The sequence below is a fragment of the Kitasatospora sp. NPDC127060 genome (assembly GCF_042724935.1).
GTDB lineage: Bacteria > Actinomycetota > Actinomycetes > Streptomycetales > Streptomycetaceae > Kitasatospora.
The window spans coordinates 14694-33341 of sequence record NZ_JBHXEG010000069.1; the positions used below are offsets into that span (position 1 = coordinate 14694).

Annotated in this window: 15 protein-coding genes; 9 read left to right on the forward strand and 6 right to left on the reverse strand. The window is 72.8% G+C overall.

The window, feature by feature from the left end; all coding sequences use genetic code 11:
• Positions 1-3: 3 nt before the first annotated feature.
• Positions 4-1176: an ABC transporter substrate-binding protein gene (locus ACFWIS_RS30410; protein ID WP_380458950.1), complete on the reverse strand. Its 1173-nt coding sequence runs from the start codon at positions 1174-1176 to the stop codon at positions 4-6.
• Between the two features lie 382 nt (positions 1177-1558).
• Between ACFWIS_RS30410 and ACFWIS_RS30415 the strand changes: the two genes are divergently transcribed.
• A complete protein-coding gene (locus ACFWIS_RS30415) occupies positions 1559-2338 on the forward strand; it encodes a GntR family transcriptional regulator (protein WP_380458952.1) in 780 nt (259 codons plus the stop codon).
• A 30-nt stretch (positions 2339-2368) separates the two neighbouring features.
• On the opposite strand, the gene ACFWIS_RS30420 is transcribed toward ACFWIS_RS30415, so the two are convergent.
• Positions 2369-3946: a phosphonate degradation HD-domain oxygenase gene (locus ACFWIS_RS30420; RefSeq protein WP_380458955.1), complete on the reverse strand. Its 1578-nt coding sequence runs from the start codon at positions 3944-3946 to the stop codon at positions 2369-2371.
• Positions 3947-4335: 389 nt separating this feature from the next.
• Between ACFWIS_RS30420 and ACFWIS_RS30425 the strand changes: the two genes are divergently transcribed.
• Positions 4336-5976: an APC family permease gene (locus tag ACFWIS_RS30425; RefSeq protein WP_380458957.1), complete on the forward strand. Its 1641-nt coding sequence runs from the start codon at positions 4336-4338 to the stop codon at positions 5974-5976.
• A 69-nt stretch (positions 5977-6045) separates the two neighbouring features.
• Here ACFWIS_RS30425 and ACFWIS_RS30430 read toward each other — a convergent pair whose 3' ends face one another.
• Both ACFWIS_RS30430 and ACFWIS_RS30435 read right to left on the reverse strand, forming a co-directional pair.
• Complete coding sequence (locus tag ACFWIS_RS30430; RefSeq protein ID WP_380458959.1) at positions 6046-8139, reverse strand: transglycosylase domain-containing protein; 2094 nt, start codon at positions 8137-8139, stop codon at positions 6046-6048.
• Between the two features lie 284 nt (positions 8140-8423).
• A complete protein-coding gene (locus ACFWIS_RS30435; protein WP_380458961.1) occupies positions 8424-9509 on the reverse strand; it encodes a pyridoxal-phosphate-dependent aminotransferase family protein in 1086 nt (361 codons plus the stop codon).
• 101 nt (positions 9510-9610) lie between these two features.
• Between ACFWIS_RS30435 and ACFWIS_RS30440 the strand changes: the two genes are divergently transcribed.
• The 7 genes from ACFWIS_RS30440 (at position 9611) to ACFWIS_RS30470 (ending at position 16203) form a co-directional block, all read left to right on the forward strand.
• Positions 9611-10702 (forward strand): amidohydrolase family protein, encoded by a 1092-nt coding sequence (locus ACFWIS_RS30440; RefSeq protein WP_380458964.1) that lies wholly within the window; start codon positions 9611-9613, stop codon positions 10700-10702.
• A gap of 162 nt (positions 10703-10864) precedes the next feature.
• Positions 10865-11542 (forward strand): uracil-DNA glycosylase, encoded by a 678-nt coding sequence (locus tag ACFWIS_RS30445; RefSeq protein ID WP_380458967.1) that lies wholly within the window; start codon positions 10865-10867, stop codon positions 11540-11542.
• 427 nt (positions 11543-11969) lie between these two features.
• The gene (locus tag ACFWIS_RS30450; protein ID WP_380458969.1) at positions 11970-12923 is read left to right on the forward strand and encodes an SCO1860 family LAETG-anchored protein; all 954 of its coding nucleotides are present in this window, start codon (positions 11970-11972) and stop codon (positions 12921-12923) included.
• Between the two features lie 177 nt (positions 12924-13100).
• Positions 13101-14123 carry a glutamine synthetase GlnII gene (gene glnII, locus ACFWIS_RS30455; protein WP_380458972.1) on the forward strand — a complete coding sequence of 341 codons (1023 nt, stop codon included), beginning with the start codon at positions 13101-13103 and terminating at the stop codon, positions 14121-14123.
• A 144-nt stretch (positions 14124-14267) separates the two neighbouring features.
• Positions 14268-14807, forward strand: coding sequence for a hypothetical protein (locus ACFWIS_RS30460; RefSeq protein WP_380458975.1), 540 nt, complete (start codon positions 14268-14270; stop codon positions 14805-14807).
• Positions 14804-15346, forward strand: coding sequence for a hypothetical protein (locus ACFWIS_RS30465; RefSeq protein ID WP_380459036.1), 543 nt, complete (start codon positions 14804-14806; stop codon positions 15344-15346). The genes ACFWIS_RS30460 and ACFWIS_RS30465 overlap by 4 nt, the downstream gene beginning before the upstream one ends.
• The gene (locus ACFWIS_RS30470) at positions 15340-16203 is read left to right on the forward strand and encodes an MOSC domain-containing protein (RefSeq protein ID WP_380458976.1); all 864 of its coding nucleotides are present in this window, start codon (positions 15340-15342) and stop codon (positions 16201-16203) included. The genes ACFWIS_RS30465 and ACFWIS_RS30470 overlap by 7 nt, the downstream gene beginning before the upstream one ends.
• On the opposite strand, the gene cobC is transcribed toward ACFWIS_RS30470, so the two are convergent.
• Together cobC and ACFWIS_RS30480 are read right to left on the reverse strand one after the other, a co-directional pair.
• On the reverse strand, positions 16157-17215 hold the full coding sequence (gene cobC, locus ACFWIS_RS30475) for an Rv2231c family pyridoxal phosphate-dependent protein CobC (protein WP_380458979.1): 1059 nt from the start codon (positions 17213-17215) through the stop codon (positions 16157-16159). The genes ACFWIS_RS30470 and cobC overlap by 47 nt on opposite strands.
• The gene (locus ACFWIS_RS30480; RefSeq protein ID WP_380458981.1) at positions 17212-18648 is read right to left on the reverse strand and encodes a cobalamin biosynthesis protein; all 1437 of its coding nucleotides are present in this window, start codon (positions 18646-18648) and stop codon (positions 17212-17214) included. Before ACFWIS_RS30480 ends, cobC begins: the two co-directional genes overlap by 4 nt.

Below are 18648 nucleotides of genomic sequence, written 5' to 3' on the forward strand. Positions count from 1 at the left end.
AGGTCAGCCCGCGATCGCCTTGGCCCAGTTCTCGGTCACGGTCTTCTTGGCCGCGTCCGTCTGGTCCTGGGTCGGGAAGGTGGTGAAGGGCTTCTCGACGGTCGGCAGCTTGGCGGCGGCGGTCGCGTCCAGGGTGCCGGCGGCCTTCATGGCGTCGAACAGGGCGGGGGTGGCGTAGCCGCCGAGGAAGCCGTTCTGGCCCTGGGCGCTGTAGAGGTACTCCTCCCACAGGCGCGCGGCGGCCGGGTGCGGGGCGTCCTTGTTGATCGCCTGGTTGTAGTACTGGGCGTAGGAGCCGTCCGAGGGGATGGCCACCTGCCAGTCGATGCCCTTGTCCTTGAACTTGTCGCTGTAGCCGGCGTTCAGGTACGACCAGTCGATCGAGATCGGGGTCTCGCCCTTCTCGATGGTCGCCGGGGTGACCTCGACCGGGTTGAAGTTGCCGGCCTGCTTGACCTTGCCGAAGAAGTCGATGCCGGGCTGGATGTTGTCCAGCGAGCCGCCGTTGGCGAGCGCGGCCGCGTAGACGGCGCCGAAGGCGGCACCGGCCTTGGTCGGGTTGCCGTTCAGGGCGACCATGCCCTTGTAGTCGGGCTTCAGCAGGTCGGCGAAGGTCTTCGGGCAGACGGACACCTTCTTGGCGTCGCAGCCGATCGACATGTAGCCGCCGTAGTCGTTGTAGCTCAGACCGTTGGCGTCCTTCATGGTGGCCGGGATCTTGTCGAAGTCGGTCACCTTGTACGGGGCGAGCAGGCCCTGCTTGCCGGCGCTGATCGCGAAGGCGGAGCCGAGGTCGACGACGTCGGGGGCGCGGTCCTGGCCCTTGCGGGAGGTGATCGCGTTGATCTCGTCCTGGCTGGAGCCGTCCGGGTTCTCGTCCTCGATGTCGATGCCGTACTTCGCCTTGAAGTCGTCCATCAGCTTGCCGTAGTTCGCCCAGTCGCGCGGCAGGGTGATGACGTGCAGCTTGCCCTCCTTCTTGGCGGCGGCGACCAGGCCGTCCATGCCGCCGAAGTCGGCGACCGAGGTGGCGGTCTTGGCGCTCTTGCCACCCGCGAGGTCGTTGCTGCCGGCCTTGGCGGACGACGAGCCGGCGGAACCGCAGGCGGTGAGGGAGAGCGCGGCGGCGGTCAGAGCGGCCGCGAAGGCGGCGGAGCGGGCACGGTGCACGGACACGGGTCAGTCTCCTGATCGGGTGTACTGCGAAGGGGGTGCTGCACGGGAGTGGTGTCCGATCGGGGGATCGATCGTGCGAGTGGCCGTGGCGCGGATCCGTCCGGCGTCCGTCAGGGGTCCTTGCCGGGTTCGTCCGGTATCCGTTCGGAACCGTCCGAGTTGACTAGCCAACTTCGCTGACGGGGGTAAGTAACCCGGAGTCCGGTGACGGGAAGGTGAACGGACGGCCCAGCGTCGGGGTCGGCTGCGGGAACGGTGGAATCCGGCCATCGGAGCGTGATCCGTTCGGTGCGATGCTCGAACTGCGCAGCGGGATAGGGTCGGGCTGTCCGCGCCGGCACGGCTGCGCAGGACACCGCCCCTGGAGGGACAATTGAGTGACGTGGCAGTAGAGCCCGGGCGCCCCGTGGAGCGCGAGGCCGGAGCCCTGTACCGCAAGGTGGCCGCCGACCTGCGCGAGGCCATCACCACCGGCGCGTTCGGCGAGGCGGGCCGGCTGCCCGCCGAGGGCGCGCTGGCCGAGCAGTACGGGGTCTCCCGCGGCACCGTCCGCCAGGCACTCGCCGTGCTGCGCTCGGACGGGCTGGTCACCTCCCGCCGCGGCACCCGGCGGGTGGTGCTCGGCGGAGCCCGGGTGCAGAGCTTCTCCGAACTGCTCAGCTTCACCCACTGGGCGTACTCGATGGGCGAGGAGCCCGGCGGCATCCTGGACTCCCTGGTGCGCCGTCCGGCCGACGCCGCCGAGCGCGAGCAACTGCGCCTGGAGCCGGGCGCGGAGGTGTACGTCACCGTCCGGCTGCGCACCCTGTCCGGCACTCCGGTGATGGTCGAGCGCACCATCTACCCGCCGCGGGTCGGCGAGATCGTCGCCGAGCTGCCGCCGGACGTGGTCTCGCACACCGAGGTGCTGCGCGAGCACGGCATCCTGTTCACCGACGCCGACCACACCATCGACATCGTCGCCGCCAACGCGGAGGACGCCCGGCTGCTCGGCTGCCGCCGGGGCGGCCCGCTGCTGCGCGAGCGGCGGCGGACCACCGACCCGACCGGCACCCCGGTGGAGTGGTCCCAGGACCGCTACCTGCCCGGGACGGTGGCCTTCAGCGTGCACAACTCGCTTGCCACGTCGGCGCTTTCGCGGCACGCCCGGGAGCTGGACTGAGGTTCGCCGCTCCCGGGCGCGCTCCGCTCCTCAGCGCATGAGGGAGGCGAGCAGCGGTCGGTAGTGCTCGAAGTCCGGCGTCTTCGCGTCGGGCTCCTTGGCCTGCTCGTCCCACCGGCGGACGGCCACCGCGTCGACGGCGCCCGGGAGTTCGGCGAACGCGGCGGCCTCGTCGGCGTCCATCGGGCCGCCCTGGACGGTGAGGGTGTACTCGGAGGCCTCGGAGAGCCTGGCGCGGTAGCCGGGTTCGACGGCGCACAGGTAGCGCTTGGCGGCGACGTGCAGCCGGACCGGCTCGGTGACCTCCGGGCCGAACCAGCGGGCCAGCCAGTCGGCGCCGCTGTGGCTGTGCCGATTGTCCTGCCCCAGCATCAGATCCCGTCCGTGCAGCCCGCCTTGGAAGTGGCCGACGTCGTGCAGCAGGGCGGCGGCGACCAGGTGGTCCGGCGCCCCGGCCGCCTCGGCGGCGGTCGCGGCCTGCAGCATGTGCTCGGCCATGGTGACCGCCTCGCCCAGGTACTCCCCGGCGCCCTCGCCCGCGAACAGCTCGGCCAGCTCGTCCAGGGCGGCGGTGCGGCGGTGCAGCACGGCGAGGGTGCTCGCCAGTGAGTCGAGGTCCGCGTAGCAGCCCTGGAGGTGCCGTCGGCCGTCCTGCTCGAAGGCGGTACGGGCGTGCAGCAGACGGGTGTTGTCGAAGATCAGGCAGTCGCCGGGGTCCAGGCGGAAGGTGAGCCGCAACTCGGGGCGAAGGGTGATCGCGGCGAAGCGGCGGTAGGCGGCGTAGAAGGCGTCCAGGCCGCTCCCGCGGAGCGTGCCGATCGAGCGGTTGTTGAACCTGACCTCGCGGATCCTTCCCCGTGGGTCCACGTCGATCAGCGGGCGGTCGGCGCGCAGTTCGGTGCGGCGGTCGCGGAAGACGAAAGGGACGGGGGTGCGGGTGAGGGTGGCGAAGTCCTCGGGGGACTCGTCCCGCAGCAGGGCCGCCGCCTTGAATCCGTCGACGAGGCCGGAGTCGCCGCCGGTGGCCGAGTTCTCCAGGCAGTGCAGCAGTTGGAGGGTGGGCACCGGGTCCCGGTACGGGTTGTCGGTGTGCGGGGCGATGGCCTTGTCCGTGAACGCGAGGTTGTTCGGGTCGGGCTCGACCCGGACGTCGAACAGCTCGCCGTAGTTGGTGACCCGCACGTGCCCGAAGCTCTCGGCCACCCGCAGCACCTGGCGCTCCACGGCCGGCACCCCGCGCAGCACCGCGAAACCGCTGCGGCGGACGGCTCCCAGCACCGCCGCCTGTTCGGCGGGGTCGACGAGGTAGGCCTCCCACTCGGCCTCGGGGATGCCCCGGGCGAAGTCGGCGGCCGCCCAGAGCCGCTTGTCCCGCTCGGTGCGGCCGTCGCCCTCGGCCTCCTCGCGCAGCCAGGCGAGCGGGTAGCGGGAGCGGTGCCCGTCCGACCAGAGCACCTCCAGGTTGCCGTCCGGCTCGCACTGCGCGGCGATGGTGAGATCCGCCGGCAGGTCGCCGATCTGGAACAGCTTCTGGCCGTTGCGCGGGTCCCGGCAGTCGGCGCAGGGGCAGTTGTCGCGCAGCCAGTAGGGCGGCGGTTGCTCGGTCACGGGGGTTCCTCCTCGGCGGGCTCCTCGGGGTGAAGTTGTATAGCCAACTTCACCCACTGGGCGGGAGCTTGCCCGCTCCCGGTGAGGAGCGCGTGCCGGGCGGATGAACGCTGCGGGAACTGTGACGAGGGTTGCCTGCGGCGAGTCATCGGTGGCCGGGAGGTCATGGTGGAGCGGCTCGTACGTCCGGACCGTCCGACGTTCGGCGCGGTCCGAGCCCAACCGTCGACGGGCCCGTCCCGGGGGTTCCCGGGGCGGGCCCGTGTGGTCCCACCTCTGCCGACCATTTGGGTGAGGGTGCAGGTCAGGGGGTGTTTCGGGGGGCGGTGAGCAGGCGGGGCTGCGGCACTGTCGGGGTGGATTTCCCCTGACACGAGAGGTGGCCGCGCATGGCTCACAGTACGAACACGAGTCCGCCCACCGCAGGGCACAGCGGGCTCAAGCGGGAGGTGGGCCTCGCCGGGCTGCTCTGGGCCTCGGTCGGCGCGATCATCGGCTCGGGCTGGCTGTTCGGGGCGCAGAAGGCGGCGGTGGCGGCGGGCCCGGCCGCCATCGTGTCCTGGGGCATCGGTGCGGTGGCGATCATCCTGCTGGCGCTGATCCACGCCGAGCTGGGCGGGCTGTTCCCGGTGGCGGGCGGCACCGCCCGCTACCCGCACTACGCCTTCGGCGGCTTCGCGGGGATGTCCTTCGGCTGGTTCACCTGGCTGCAGGCCGCGACGATCGCGCCGATCGAGGTGCAGGCGATGATCAACTACGCCCAGCACTGGAGCTGGGCGGACGGTCTGCTGAACAAGGACCTGACCCTGACCGGCTCCGGCTTCGTCGTCGCGGCCGTCCTGCTCGGGGTGTTCGTGGCGATCAACTTCCTCGGCGTCCGGCTGCTCGCGCACACCAACAGCGCGGCCACCGTGTGGAAGGTCGCCATTCCGGTCCTGACCATCTTCGCCTTCGGCCTCACCGAGTTCCACGGCTCCAACTTCGACGTCCACGGCTTCGCGCCGGACGGCGCCAGGGGCGTGCTGGCGGCGATCAGCACCAGCGGGGTGATCTTCGCGTTGCTCGGCTTCGAGCAGGCCATCCAGTGGGCGGGGGAGAGCCGAAACCCCCGCCGGGACATCCCCCGGGCGGTGCTCGGCTCGGTGGTCATCGGCACGGTCGTCTACCTGATGCTCCAGGTGGTGTTCATCGGCGCGCTGCCGCCGGAGACCGTCGCCGGTGGCTGGAGCAAGCTCACCTACCCGGGCATCAGCGGGCCGTTCGCCGGTCTGGCGACCCTGATCGGCCTGGGCTGGCTGGCCACCGTCCTGTTCATCGACGCGGTGATCTCCCCGGCCGGTACCGGGCTGGTCTACATCACCTCCAGCTCCCGCGTCACCTACGGCCTGAGCCGCAACGGCTACGCGCCGCAGGCCCTGCAGTACACCGACCGCAACGCGGTGCCCTGGCTGGGGCTGATCATCGCCTGGGTCGCCGGGGTGCTCTGCTTCCTGCCGTTCCCGAGCTGGCAGCGGCTGGTCGGCTTCATCACCTCGGCCGTGGTGCTGATGTACGCGGGCGCCCCGCTGGCCTTCGGCGTGCTGCGCAAGCGGCTGCCGGGGATGGAGCGTTCGTACCACCTGCCCGGCGGCTCGGTCCTCTCGCCGATCGCCTTCGCGGTGGCGAGCCTGGTCATCTACTGGTCCGGCTGGGACACCCTGTGGCGGCTGGGCCTGGCGATCATCATCGGGTACCTGTTGCTCGGCGGGTACTCCGCGTACGCCGCCTCGAAGGGGGTGCCGAACGCGCCGCGGATGGACTTCAAGGCCGGGCAGTGGCTGCCGGTCTACCTGGTCGGGATGGGGGTCATCTCCTGGCAGGGCACCTTCGGCGTGGGCGCCCAGGGGAACCTGCCGCTGTGGTGGGACATCGCGGTGGTGGTGCTGTTCTCGCTGGCCGTCTACTACTGGGCGCTGGCGGTGGCGCTGCCGGCCGAGGAGATCGAGCGCAACATCCGCGGTGTCGAGGTGGTGGACGCGGGCGGGCACTGAGCAACCGCCCCGCGCCGAGCAGCACTTCGCCCCGTCGAGCACCGGCTCGGCGGGGCGGAGTGCTGTGCGTCAGTGCTGCTGGTCGGACGGGGCGTTGGTCGGCGGGTTGCTGCCGCTGCCCGTCGCGGTGTTGTTCGGGTCGGGCTTGGGCGCCGGGTCGGGGATGTCGGTCATCGGCATGGACTTCTTGGGCGTGCCCTTCAGGGCGTCGTTCATGGCGTCCCGCCAGATCGGGCCGGGGCCGTCGGCGCCGAACACCTCGGTGTGGTAGCTGCCATTGATGGTGATGTTGCGCATCTCCACGCCGCCGGCCGGGCCGCCCAGCCAGACGGAGGTGGCGAGCTGGGGGGTGTAGCCGCTGAACCAGGCGGCCTTCTTGTGGTCCGAGGTGCCGGTCTTGCCGGCGATCTGCCGGTTGTCGTCCAGGTGGAGCGCCGAGCCGGTGCCGCCGTCCTTGGTCACGCCGTTCAGGACGGTGTTCATCGCCCGCGCCGTGTCCTCGGAGAACGCCTTCTCGCAGTGCTCGGCCGGGACGGGCACGTCCTTGCCGTCCACGGTGGTGATCCGGCTGATCGCGAGCGGGTCGCAGTGGGTGCCCTCGGCGGCGAAGGTCGCGTAGACGTTCGCCATGGTCAGCGGGCTCATCTCCTCGACGCCCAGGGCCATCGCGGGCACCTCCTCCAGCGGCTTGCCGCTGGCCTTGGCGGTGATGCCGACCTTGTTGGCCATCTGCTTGACCGCGCAGAGGCCGATCTCCTGCTCCATCTGCACGAAGTAGGTGTTGACGGAGAGGGCCATCGCCTGCTTCAGCTGGTACGGGCCCTTCTCGCTCGCGGACTCGTTGGGCACCACCGTCTTGGGCCGGGCGTCGTTGCGCCACGTCCCCTCGCAGGTCTTCATGTTCGGGTACGGCATCGAGTTCGGGGCGGAGTACTCCTGGGTCGGCGGCAGGCCGGCCTCCAGGGCCGCGGCCGCGACGATCGGCTTGAACGTGGATCCGGGCTGGAAGCCGGTGCCGCCGCCCATCGCCAGGTCGACGTTGAGGTTGACCACGGTCTGGTTCTTGGTCGTGTCCAGGCCGTAGGGCCGGGTCTGGGCCATGGCGAGGATCTTGCCGGTGCCGGGCTCGACCATGCTCGCGGCGGCCGAGACGGTGTCGGTGACCCTCACGTTGCTGCTCACCGCGTTCTGGGCGGCGGCCTGCTTGTCCGGGTCCAGGGTGGTGTAGATGTTCAGGCCGCCCTTGTCCCAGAAGGCCTTGCGGTCCTCGCTGCTCTTGCCGAAGGCCGGGTCCTGCTTGACCACGTGGCGGACGTAGTCGCAGAAGAAGCCCATGCCCGCCTTGGCGGTGATGCAGCCGTTCTGCGGGTCCTTGTACTTCAGGCCCAGCGGGGCGGCCTTCGCCTCCTTCGCCTGGTCGGCGGTGATGTGCTTGTTCTCCAGCATCTTGTCGATGACGGTGTCCCGGCGCTTCTGGGCGGCCACCGGGTGCAGCTTGGGGTCGTACTGCGCCGGGTTCTGGACCAGCCCGGCCAGGGTGGCGGCCTCGGCGATGGTCAGGTCCTTGTTGCTCTTGCTGAAGTAGCGCTGGGACGCGGCCTCCACGCCGTAGGCGCCGTTCCCGTAGAAGGTGATGTTGAGGTAGTTGGTGAGGATCTGCTCCTTGGGCAGTTCCTCCTCCAGCTTGATCGCGACCTTGAGCTCCTGGATCTTGCGGCCAAGGGTCTTGCGCTGGGCGTCCTTGACCGCGTCCTTGTCGTCGCCGGCCTTCTCCACGTTGACGTTCTTCACGTACTGCTGGGTCAGCGTGGACGCGCCCTGGGCGGTGGTGCCGCTCTCGGCGTTCTTGCCGAGCGCGCGCACGATGCCCTTGAGGTCGACGGCGCCGTGCTCGTAGAACCGGGCGTCCTCGATGTCGACCTGGGCCTTCCGCATGAACGGCGACATCTGGTCGGCGGTGAGGACGGTGCGGTCGCGCTCGTAGACCTTGGCGATCAGCCCGCCCTTGGCGTCGAAGATCTGGGTGGCCTGGGTGAGCGGCGGCGTCTTGAAATCGTCGGGGATGTTCTGGAAGCTCTCCGCCGTGTCCTTGGCGGTCAGCCCCATGGCGCCGACGGCCGGCAGGACGAGGCCCGCCAGCAGGACACCGCACACGACGCTCACACCGAGGAAGGTCGCACCGTGGCGGGCCAGCCGGAGCGGCTTGCTCCGGGTGGGGCGGGGGGCCGCCTCGTCGGCGGGGTTCGGTATTCGAGAGCGATGTGAGTCCACATCACGTTGATGTCGCGAGTGTGGAGAAAGGTTGCAGGCGTAGTGCCCGAGATGATCCGGGAGGGCGTTATGGGGCGTGATTTCCGTTTTTGCGGAGGGCACTTGGCCCCGCCGCGGTGGCGCGGCGGGGCCAGGCGTCGGCGGGGGTGGGCGTCGGCGGGGGTGGGCCGTCGGACCTACGCTCCGGCGGTCGCCGACCAGGCGGTCTCGGCGGCGGCCAGGGCGGGGGCGGCGTCGGCCCCGGTCGCGTCGGCGAGGGCGCTCAGGCAGGCGCGGACGGTCTCCAGCGAGGCCGCCCGGCCGTAGTGGTTGACCCGCAGCATCTCCGCGGCCAGCGCCCCGCCACCGGCCTGGACCGGCAGCGCCGGGTCGAGGGCGGCGGCCAGCTCGGCGGCGTGCAGGCCGGCCGCGGTGCGCAGGGTGGTGGCGACCGGGGCGGCGTGGGCGTCCTGGTGGACGTACGGGCTGAGCGTGCCGAGCACCCGGGCACCGGCCCTGGTGGCGGCGGAGGCGGCGCGGTGGCGGGCGATCACGGCGGGCAGGCCGTCGGCGGTGATCCGGTCCAGGCAGGCGCCGAGTGCGAGCATCTCCAACTGGGCCGGGGCGTGCGGGAGTACGGTGCGTCCGGCGTCCGTCCAGCGCTCCTTCCAGTCCAGTAGGGAGAGGTAGGAGCGGCGCGGGGCGGCCGGGTTGGCGGCGATCCGCTCCCAGGCGCGCTCCGAGACGGAGACGGCGGAGACCCCGGCCGGGCCGCCCATCGCCTTCTGGCCGCCGATCACGCACAGGTCGATGCCCCACTCGTCGGTGAGCAGCGGCTCGGCGGCGACCGAGGCGACCGCGTCGAGCATCAGCAGGGCGCCGTGCTCGCGCACCACGGCGGCGATCTCGGCGACCGGGTTGGTGTTGCCGGTGGCGGCCTCGGCGTGCACCAGGGAGACGAAGTCGACCTCCGGGTGGCGGTCGAGGGCCTCGGCGACCTGCGCGGCGGTGACCGCGCTGTCGAAGGGCACCGCGAGGTCGACGACCGTCGCCCCGCAGGAGCGCAGCCAGTTGCCGAAGGTCTGCCCGTACGGACCGGTGACGATGTTGAGCGCGGTGGAGCCCGGGTGCGCGGCGCCGCGGATCGCGGCCTCCAGCGGGAGCAGGGCCTCACCCTGGGTGACGATGACGTCGGCGCCGGTGTGCAGCAGCGCGGCCACCTGGTCCTCGATCGCGGCGAACCCGGCGGCGCTGAGCGGGGGGAGGTCGAGGAAGGGACTCACGGTGTCGGGGCCTTTCGCACGCGGACGGGTGGTGGGTGCGGCAACGAGTCTGCCGCATTCGTCCTCCTTGCAGGGAACCCGCCCGTCGGTAGAGTGCCGCCATGAGCGAAGGCGCGGTGCTGCACGTCCGGGGTCGGGTGCTGGTCGGTCCGGAGGATGTCCGGGACGAACTCTGGGTGGTGGACGGCCGGGTGAGCTTCACCCGCCCGCCGACCACCGGGGACGTCCGGACGGTCACCGGCTGGGTGCTGCCCGGACTGGTCGACGCGCACTGCCACGTCGGCCTGGACGCCCACGGCGCCGTGGACGCCGAGACCAGCGAGAAGCAGGCGATCACCGACCGTGACGCCGGCACCCTGCTGATCCGCGACGCCGGCTCGGCCGCCGACACCCGCTGGATCGACGATCGCGAGGACCTGCCCCGCATCATCCGGGCCGGCCGGCACATCGCCCGCACTCGCCGCTACATCCGCAACTACGCCCACGAGATCGAGCCCGGCGACCTCGCCGCGTACGTGCGGGCCGAGGCCCGGCGCGGCGACGGCTGGGTGAAGCTGGTCGGCGACTGGATCGACCGCGACCGCGGCGACCTCGCCGCCTGCTGGCCCGGCGACGCACTGGCCGAGGCGATCGCGGCGGCGCACGAGGAGGGCGCCCGGGTCACCGCGCACTGCTTCGCGGCCGAGTCGCTGCCGGACCTGCTGGCCGCGGGGATCGACTGCGTCGAGCACGCCACCGGGCTGACCGAGGAGCTGATCCCCGCCTTCGCCGAGCGCGGGGTGGCCATCGTCCCGACGCTGGTCAACATCGCCACCTTCCCCGACCTGGCGACCGGCGGGGAGGCCAAGTTCCCGGCCTGGGCGGCGCACATGCGGCGGCTGCACGAGCGCCGCTACGCCACCGTCGGCGCCGCGCACGACGCGGGCATCCCGGTGTTCGTCGGCACCGACGCGGGCGGCTCGCTCGCCCACGGGCTGGTCGCGGACGAGGTGGCGGAGCTGGTGAAGGCGGGGCTGAGCCCGGCCGAGGCGCTGTCGGCGGCGAGTTGGGGAGCGCGGGAGTGGCTCGGGCGGCCGGGGCTGGCGGAGGGGGCGCCGGCCGACTTCGTGGTGTACCGGGAGGATCCGCGGGCGGACGTCCGGGTGCTCGCGGACCCGCTGCTGGTGGTGCTGCGCGGGCGGCCGGTGGGCTGATCGGCCGGCGAGGGCCGGCGGGGGGCAGCCAGGGCCGGCGGGGGCCGCCGGGGCGGTCGGTGGGGCGGTCGGTGGGACGGTCGTTCGCGGACGGTGGGGCGGTCGTTCGCGGTGGTCATCGACGGTGACGCCCTGTCGGTATCGGCCGATAGGGTGACGCCCATGGCACCGCGTCCACTGAACGAGATCGTCGAGCCCGGCTGGGCCACCGCCCTGGAACCCGTCGCCGGACGGGTCGCCGCCATGGGCGACTTCCTGCGCGCCGAACTGGCCGCCGGCCGTACGTATCTGCCCTCCGGCCCGAACGTGCTGAGGGCGTTCCAGCAGCCCCTCGCCGACGTGCGGGTGCTGATCGTCGGGCAGGACCCGTACCCCACTCCCGGGCACGCCGTCGGGCTGAGCTTCTCGGTCGGGCCCGAGGTGCGTCCGATCCCGGCGAGCCTGGTCAACATCTTCCAGGAGTACGGCACCGACCTCGGCCTGCCGCAGCCGTCCAACGGGGACCTCACGCCGTGGACGAACCAGGGCGTGCTGCTGCTCAACCGGGCCCTGACCACCGCGCCGCGCAAGCCCGCCGCGCACCGGGGCAAGGGCTGGGAGGAGGTCACCGAGCAGGCGATCCGGGCGCTGGTGGCGCGCGGCGGTCCGCTGGTGGCGATCCTGTGGGGGCGCGACGCCCGTAACCTGCGGCCGCTGCTGGGGGACGTCCCGGCGATCGAGTCGGCGCACCCGAGCCCGTACTCGGCGAGCAGCGGGTTCTTCGGCTCGCGGCCGTTCAGCCGGGCGAACGAGCTGCTGGTGCGGCAGGGGGCGCATCCGGTGGACTGGCGGCTGCCGTAGGGCAGTTGGCCCCCTAGGGCCCCTCTTCAAACCCGTGTCTGCGGGGCGGTGTCGGGGCACGCACCTCGCCGCGTTGTCGTCGGTCGCCGATGGCCCCCAGCGTTCGGCCGGAAGGTGCCCCCACCGCAGTGGCTCCCTCCTCCGCACTGCGACGCACGCACCCCGACGCCGCCCCGCCCGCCCTCCGGGCGAACGACGGGGGGTTGAAGACGGGCCCTAGCAGATCCGGGTCAGCGCGGAACGTCAATCTCACTCCTACGGGTGAAATGACGTTCCGTGTTGCTCATGTGACGGATCGTTCGAGAAGACTGGCGGCTCATCGTTTCATCTGTGTGGGGGTACCGCCTTGTCTCCGTCGTCCCGCCCGTCGTCCCGCCCGTCTTCCCGTTCGCCCCTTTCATCGCGCCGAATCGTTTCTGCCGCCGCCGTGGTGGTGGCGAGCACCGCGCTCACCGCCGGGCCCGTCCAGGCCGCCCCGTCGGCGGCTCCAGCTCCGGCCTCCGCGCAGGCCTCATCGCCGGGGAAGGCGCGCGCTGTCACCGCCGAACTCGCCCTGGACGTAAGCCTGTTGAACAAGGCCGTGGACGTCCCGGTGGACATCGCGCTGAACAAGGTGGAATCCCCGGCTCAGCGCGACGGTTCCGTCCTCACCGCCAAGGTGGCGGGCGTCGACCAGGCCGGACCGGTCGAGCTGGTCAAGGCCGACATCGGCAAGTCCGTCACCCGGGTCGACGCCAAGGGCGCCGTCGCCTCCGTCAAGCTGGTCAACGCCGATGTGCACGCCCCCGGGCTGCCCGCCACCGCGCTGCTCGGGCTGGAGGCGATGAGCGCCGAGGCCACCTGTCCGGTCGACGGGCAGCCGACCGCGGACGTGGTCGCGCCCGCCAAGCTGACCGTGCTGGGCAAGCCCGTCACCGTCGGGCTGTACGGCCCCACCAAGGTGGACGTGCCGTTGGTCGGCAGCGTGTCGGTGGAGTTCTCCAAGAAGAGCACCACCACGACCACCGCCGCCGCCTCCGCCCTGGAGGTGCAGGTGGAGGTGAACCCGCTCAACCTGAACGTCGCCAAGGTCACCGGGAAGATCACCGTCGCCTCGGTGAGCTGCGAGAAGCCCACCGGCCCGGTCGCCACCTCCGGCCCCACCGACACTCCGAGTGCCGCGCCCACCAGCGCCCCCGCCGCCCAGCCGGTCGCCGACACCACCACCTCGCGCGCCGCGGTGCCGCAGGCGGCGGTGGACGGGCCGGAACGGCTCGCCACCACCGGCGGCAGCGGCGCCACCGCCCCGCTCGCCGCCGGCGCGGCTGCCCTGGTCGCGGGCGGTGCCGCCGCGCTGTGGGCCACCCGGCGCCGCCGGGCCGCGCACGCCCGCCGGAGCTAGGCACTTCGCGGCTGGGCACTCCGCGGTGCGGGAGTGCCGCGCCCGGCACTCCCGCACCGTGACCGTGCCAACGCGGACGGTTGGTTCACATGCGCGTTACATGAGAGGAACAACCGGGAAACGGCGGCTTGCGACGCTACGCGGGCACCCACCACCCAGCAATGCGAGGGACAAGCCGTGGCAATCAAGGCCGAGTACATCTGGATCGACGGCACCAAGCCGACCGCGAAGCTCCGTTCCAAGACTCGCGTCCTGCCCAACGCCGACAAGATCCCGACCTGGGGCTTCGACGGTTCCTCGACCAACCAGGCCGAGGGCCACGCCTCGGACCGCGTGCTGGAGCCGGTGAAGGTCGTCAAGGACCCGATCCGCGGTGGTGACAACATCCTCGTCCTGTGCGAGGTCCTGGAGACGAACGGCACCCCGCACGAGTCCAACACCCGCGCCCTGCTGCGCGAGGTCGAGGAGAAGTACACCGCGCAGGAGTCGATCTTCGGCATCGAGCAGGAGTACACCTTCTTCAAGGGCTCCCGCCCGCTCGGCTTCCCGGAGGGCGGCTTCCCGGCCCCGCAGGGCGGCTACTACTGCGGTGTCGGCGCCGAGGAGGTCTTCGGCCGCGAGATCGTCGAGCTGCACCTGGACCGCTGCATCGACGCCGGCCTGGCCATCTGCGGCATCAACGCCGAGGTCATGCCCGGCCAGTGGGAGTTCCAGATCGGCCCGGTCGACGCGCTGACCGTCTCCGACGACCTGTGGATCGCCCGCTACCTGCTCTACCGCACCGCCGAGGAGTTCGGCATCGACGCCACCCTGGACGCCAAGCCGGCCCGGGGCGACTGGAACGGCGCGGGCGCCCACACCAACTTCTCCACCAGGGCGATGCGCGAGGGCTACGAGGCCATCATCACCGCCTGCGAGTCGCTCGGCACCTCCCAGGAGAAGGTGCTGGAGCACGTCACCCAGTACGGCGCCGACATCGAGTCCCGCCTGACCGGCAAGCACGAGACCGCCCCGTGGAACGTCTACAGCTACGGCGTCTCCAACCGCGGCGCGTCGGTCCGCATCCCGTGGCAGGTCGAGGTGGAGCAGAAGGGCTACATCGAGGACCGCCGCCCGAACGCCAACGTCGACCCCTACGTCGTCACCCGCCTGCTGATCAACACCTGCTGCGAGGCCCTGGAGAAGGCCGGCCAGGTCTGATCCCCGCCTCCCACACGCCCGCAGGCCCTTCCCCGTACACCGGGGCAGGGCCTGCGGGCGTTGTGGGCGGGGCGCTGTCGGTCGACCGCCGCGGGTCGGGCAAATCGCTGGTCAATTTCGGTTGGCCACCGGACAATTCACGGCATGACCCGACAGCCGCTGCTCCTCCTTGACGTGGACGGACCCCTCAACCCCTTCGCCGCGCCCAGGTTCCGGCGGCCGGACGGCTACCGCACCCACGACCTGATGCCCAGCTGGTGGGCCGAGCGACAGAGCCGGCGGGTCGCCGAGGGGGAGGAGGCGAAGCCGCTGCGGGTGTGGCTGAACCCCTCGCACGGGCCGGAGTTGCTGGCGCTGCCGTACGAGCTGGTGTGGGCCACCACCTGGATGGCCGAGGCGAACGCGCTGATCGGCCCCCACCTCGGGCTGCCCGAACTCCCGTACATCCCCTGGACGGACCTGTTCGGGGAGGATCCGGACGGGCTGCACTGGAAGACCAGGGACGTGGTGGCCTGGGCGGACGGGCGGCCGTTCGTCTGGGTGGACGACGAGCTCGGGCCGCAGGACGCCGAGTGGATCGCCGCCCACCACCCCGGTCCGGCGCTCGCCCTGCACGTCAACCCCCGGAAGGGCATGCGCGCCGGGGACTTCGCGACCCTGCTGGAGTGGGCGGCCGCCGCATGACCGGCCGCCCGCTGCTCCTGATCGACGTGGACGGACCGCTCAACCCGTACGCCGCGCCCGACACCGACTGTCCCGACGGCTACGGCACCCACCGGCTGCTGCCCGAGTCCTGGGTGGCCCGGCACGCGCCGCAACCGCGGGAGGAGGTCGAGCCGCTGCGGGTGTGGCTGAACCCGGCGCACGGACCGGAGTTGCTGGCGCTGCCGTACGAGCTGGTGTGGGCCACCACCTGGATGGCCGAGGCGAACACCCTCATCGGCCCGCGCATCGGGCTGCCCGAACTCCCGTACATCTCCTGGACGAACCTGTTCGGCGAGGATCCGGACGGGCTGCACTGGAAGACCAGGGATCTGGTGGCCTGGGCGGACGGGCGGCCGTTCGTCTGGCTGGACGACGAGCTCGGGCCGCAGGACATCGAGTGGATCGCGGCGAACCATCCGGCCGAGGCGCTGCCGCTCTGGGTGGACCCCCGGGCGGGGCTGCGGGAGCCGCACTTCGCGGCGCTGCGGGAGTGGGCGGAGGAGGAGCCGGCGTGCTGATCGGCAGGATCGAACGGCTGCACCGCTACCCGGTCAAGTCGCTGCTGGGGGAGGAGCTTTCGGCGGTCGAGGTGTCCGCGCGGGGTCTGGCCGGGGACCGCGGGCGGGCCCTGCTGGACGTGGCGAGCGGACGGGTGGCCAGCGCCAAGAACCCCCACCGGTGGGCCGGACTGCTCGGCTACTCGGCGACGACCGCGGCGGACGGCCGGGTGGCCGTCACCGGCCCGGACGGGCGGGCCGCCGGTGAGGCGGAACTGTCCGAGGCCTTCGGCCGCGAACTCGTCCTGATCGCCGAGCGCCCGCCCGGTGCGACGGTCGAGCGGGCCGTGCCGGAGGAGGTGCTGGCGCGCGGGATCGAGGCGGAAGTCCCGGTCACGATCAGCGAGTTGGGGCGGGCCGCGGCGGAGGGTGGGTTCTTCGACTTCGCCCCGCTGCACCTGATCACCAGCTCCACGCTGCGCGCCGCCGGTGCCGGTGTCGGTGTCGGTGCCGGTGCCGGTGTCGGTGTCGAGGCGGAGCGCTACCGGCCCAACCTGGTGATCCGCACCGAGGGCGAGGGTTTCGTCGAGAACGCCTGGGTGGGGCGGGAGTTGACCGTCGGGGCGGAGCTGCGACTGCGCATCGTGGCCCCCACCCCGCGCTGCGCCGTCCCCACCCTGCGGCACGGCGGGCTGCCGCGCCGGACGGAGGCGCTGCGCGGGCCCGCCGAACGCAACCGGCTGGTCCCGTTGGAGGGCATGCCGGCGCTGCCCTGCGCGGGGGTGTACGCCCAGGTGCTGGCGCCGGGGCCGATCCGTACCGGCGACCCGGTCAGGCTGGAGCCGGCGTCGAACCCAGCACCTTCTCCAGGGCGTTGAGGAAGCGGTCGGTGGTCTCCTCGTCCCGGACGGCGATCCGCAGCCAGTCCTCGCCGAGGCCAGGGAAGGTGTCCCCGCGCCGGACGGCGAAGCCGTGCTCGCGCAGCCGCTCGCGGACCGCCGCCGCGCCCGGCAGTCGGACCAGGACGAAGGAGGCGGCCGGTTCGCCGTACACCCGCAGCGTCGGGAAGGCGGCCAACCCCTTCAGCAGGTAGTCGCGCCACAAGGCGAGTCCGGCGGCTGCCCGGTCCGCCTCGGCCAGTGCCGACGGGCCACTGCAGGCCTCGGCGGCGGCCAGCGCCGGGGTGGAGACCGGCCAGAGCGGCTGGGCGGCGCCGAGGGCGGCGATCAGTGGTGCCGGTCCGAGGGCGTAGCCGATCCGCAGGCCCGCCAGGCCCCAGGTCTTGGTGAGGCTGCGCAGCACGACGACCTGCCCGGGCAGGTCCCGGGCGGCGGCGAGGGATTCCCGTTCGCCCGGCACGGTGTCCATGAACGCCTCGTCCACCACCAGGATGCGCCCGGGTCGGGCGAGCGCGGCGACGGCCTCGGCGGGGTGCAGGACGGAGGTCGGGTTGGTCGGGTTGCCGAGGACGACCAGGTCCGCCTCCTCCGGGACGGTGCCCAGCCGGAATCCGTCGTCGGGGGAGAGCAGTACCCGGTGCACCCGGTGTCCGGCGTCCCGCAGGGCTGCCTCCGGCTCGGTGAACTGCGGGTGCACCACGACGATGTGACGGGCCGTCAGAACACGGGCGAGCAGGACGAAGGCCTCGGCCGCTCCGGAGGTGAGCAACACCTCCTCGACCGGGCGCCGGTGCCGGGCGGCCACCGCGGCGCGGGCGGTGCCCTGGTCGGGGTAAGCGGCCAGGGTGCCGAGGGTGGCGGCGAGGTGTTCGCGCAGCCAGGCCGGAGGGGTGCCGGTGCGGACGTTGACGGCGAGGTCGACCAGCTCGCGGCCGTCGGCGCGCACCTCGGCGTCGCCGTGGTGGCGCAGGTCGGGTTCGTGGGCGGTCATGCGGTCGCTCCATCGCCGGTCTGTGCGGGCTCGCAGGGTTCGCCGGCCCGAGCGGGCTCCCCGGGCTGGCCGGGCGCCTCGGGCGGGCCGGGCAGGCCGGGCACCCGCAGGACGTCGTACGGGCCGGGCGGCACGGTGAGCCCCGAGCCGTCGCCGAGGGCCACCAGGGCGACGGCGTGCCCGTGCGCGGCCAGGGTGACGGCCGCCCCGGTGTGGTCGACGACCTGTCCGGCGTGGTCCGTGGCCACCCCGGCCCACTCCAGCACCTCGCCACGGGTGTTCCGCACCGTCCCGGGCGCCGGCACCGCGACCCGGCGCGTCCCCGGCCGGAGCAGCGCGGCCACCGCCTCGACGGCCTCCGGCCGGCCCACCACCACCGAGGCGCGCCGCAGTTCGGCCAGTGCGCGCGGCACCAGGAGGTCGTGGGCGCCCGGCCCGAGGCCGACCAGCGCCAGCCGTCCGCGCACCGCCGCCCGGGCGATCGCCACCGTGGCCGTCGCCGACTTCCGCTTGGCGACGACGAGTTCACCGCCGTCCGCACTGGCCAGCGCCGCCGCCTCGGCGACGCTCGCGGTGCCGACCGCCGCGCCGACGGCCCCGGACGGGTTCGGCACGGTGCGCCGCGCCAGTTCCTCCGCCGGGTGCTCCTCCACCGGCACGTGCAGGCAGCGCGCGGCCCAGCGCACCGCCGGGTGGTCGGCCTTGCCGGCCACGGTGGCGATCCGGGCGATCGCCGAGCGCAGGTAGCCGGTCTCCTTCAGGACGTCCGTCAACAGCCGCATGGCGTCGTCCGGTTCGGTGCCGCTGCCGGCGCCGATGCCGACCACCAGGGTGCGCGGGATGACCAGGAGGTCGCTGCCGCCGGGGTCCTCCCGGTCGGTGATCCGCAGCGCGGGGGCGTCCTCGGGGGCGTCCGGCCGGATGGTGGGCGGCAGTGCGGGCAGCGGGTACGGCACCTCGCCGACCAGCCGGACCGGGCGGCCGTCCGCCACCGCCCGGTCCACCTCGCGGGCGCCGGGGCGGTAGAGGCGGGTGGCGTGCGGGACGAGCAGGTCGAGCGGGGCCTCCGGGCCCGGCGGCGGGCCGGTGAACACCGGGGTGACCCCGAGGGCGGCCGCCACCTCCCGGGCCAGCTCCTCGGCGGAGTCGGCGTGGGTCAGCGGGATCACCCAGCGCCGCCCCGGGTCCAGGCAGAGCACCTCGGCCCCGCGCGGGACCGCGACCCGGTCATCGCTCAGCAGTCCGACGACGGAGCCCAGTGCGCCGACGGCGATCACCTGGCGGTGCTCGGTGAGCGCGCACTGCATCGCCTCCGGTCCCTGGAAGCAGTTGCCGTGCGAGGCCCGGTAGACGTGGGTGGCCTCCGGCCAGAGGTCGTGCAGTTCGCCGGCCAGCGGGCGGCCGGGCCCGTAGAGGGCGACCAGTCCGATCAC

What these genes read in the sequence shown, in the direction of transcription:
- ACFWIS_RS30425 (WP_380458957.1), top strand. Translation starts at nt 4,336, where the DNA reads ATGGCTCACAGTACGAACACGAGTCCGCCCACCGCAGGGCACAGCGGG.
- ACFWIS_RS30440 (WP_380458964.1), top strand. Translation starts at nt 9,611, where the DNA reads ATGAGCGAAGGCGCGGTGCTGCACGTCCGGGGTCGGGTGCTGGTCGGT.
- ACFWIS_RS30445 (WP_380458967.1), top strand. Translation starts at nt 10,865, where the DNA reads ATGGCACCGCGTCCACTGAACGAGATCGTCGAGCCCGGCTGGGCCACC.
- ACFWIS_RS30460 (WP_380458975.1), top strand. Translation starts at nt 14,268, where the DNA reads ATGACCCGACAGCCGCTGCTCCTCCTTGACGTGGACGGACCCCTCAAC.
- ACFWIS_RS30465 (WP_380459036.1), top strand. Translation starts at nt 14,804, where the DNA reads ATGACCGGCCGCCCGCTGCTCCTGATCGACGTGGACGGACCGCTCAAC.
- cobC (WP_380458979.1), bottom strand. Translation starts at nt 17,215, where the DNA reads ATGACCGCCCACGAACCCGACCTGCGCCACCACGGCGACGCCGAGGTG.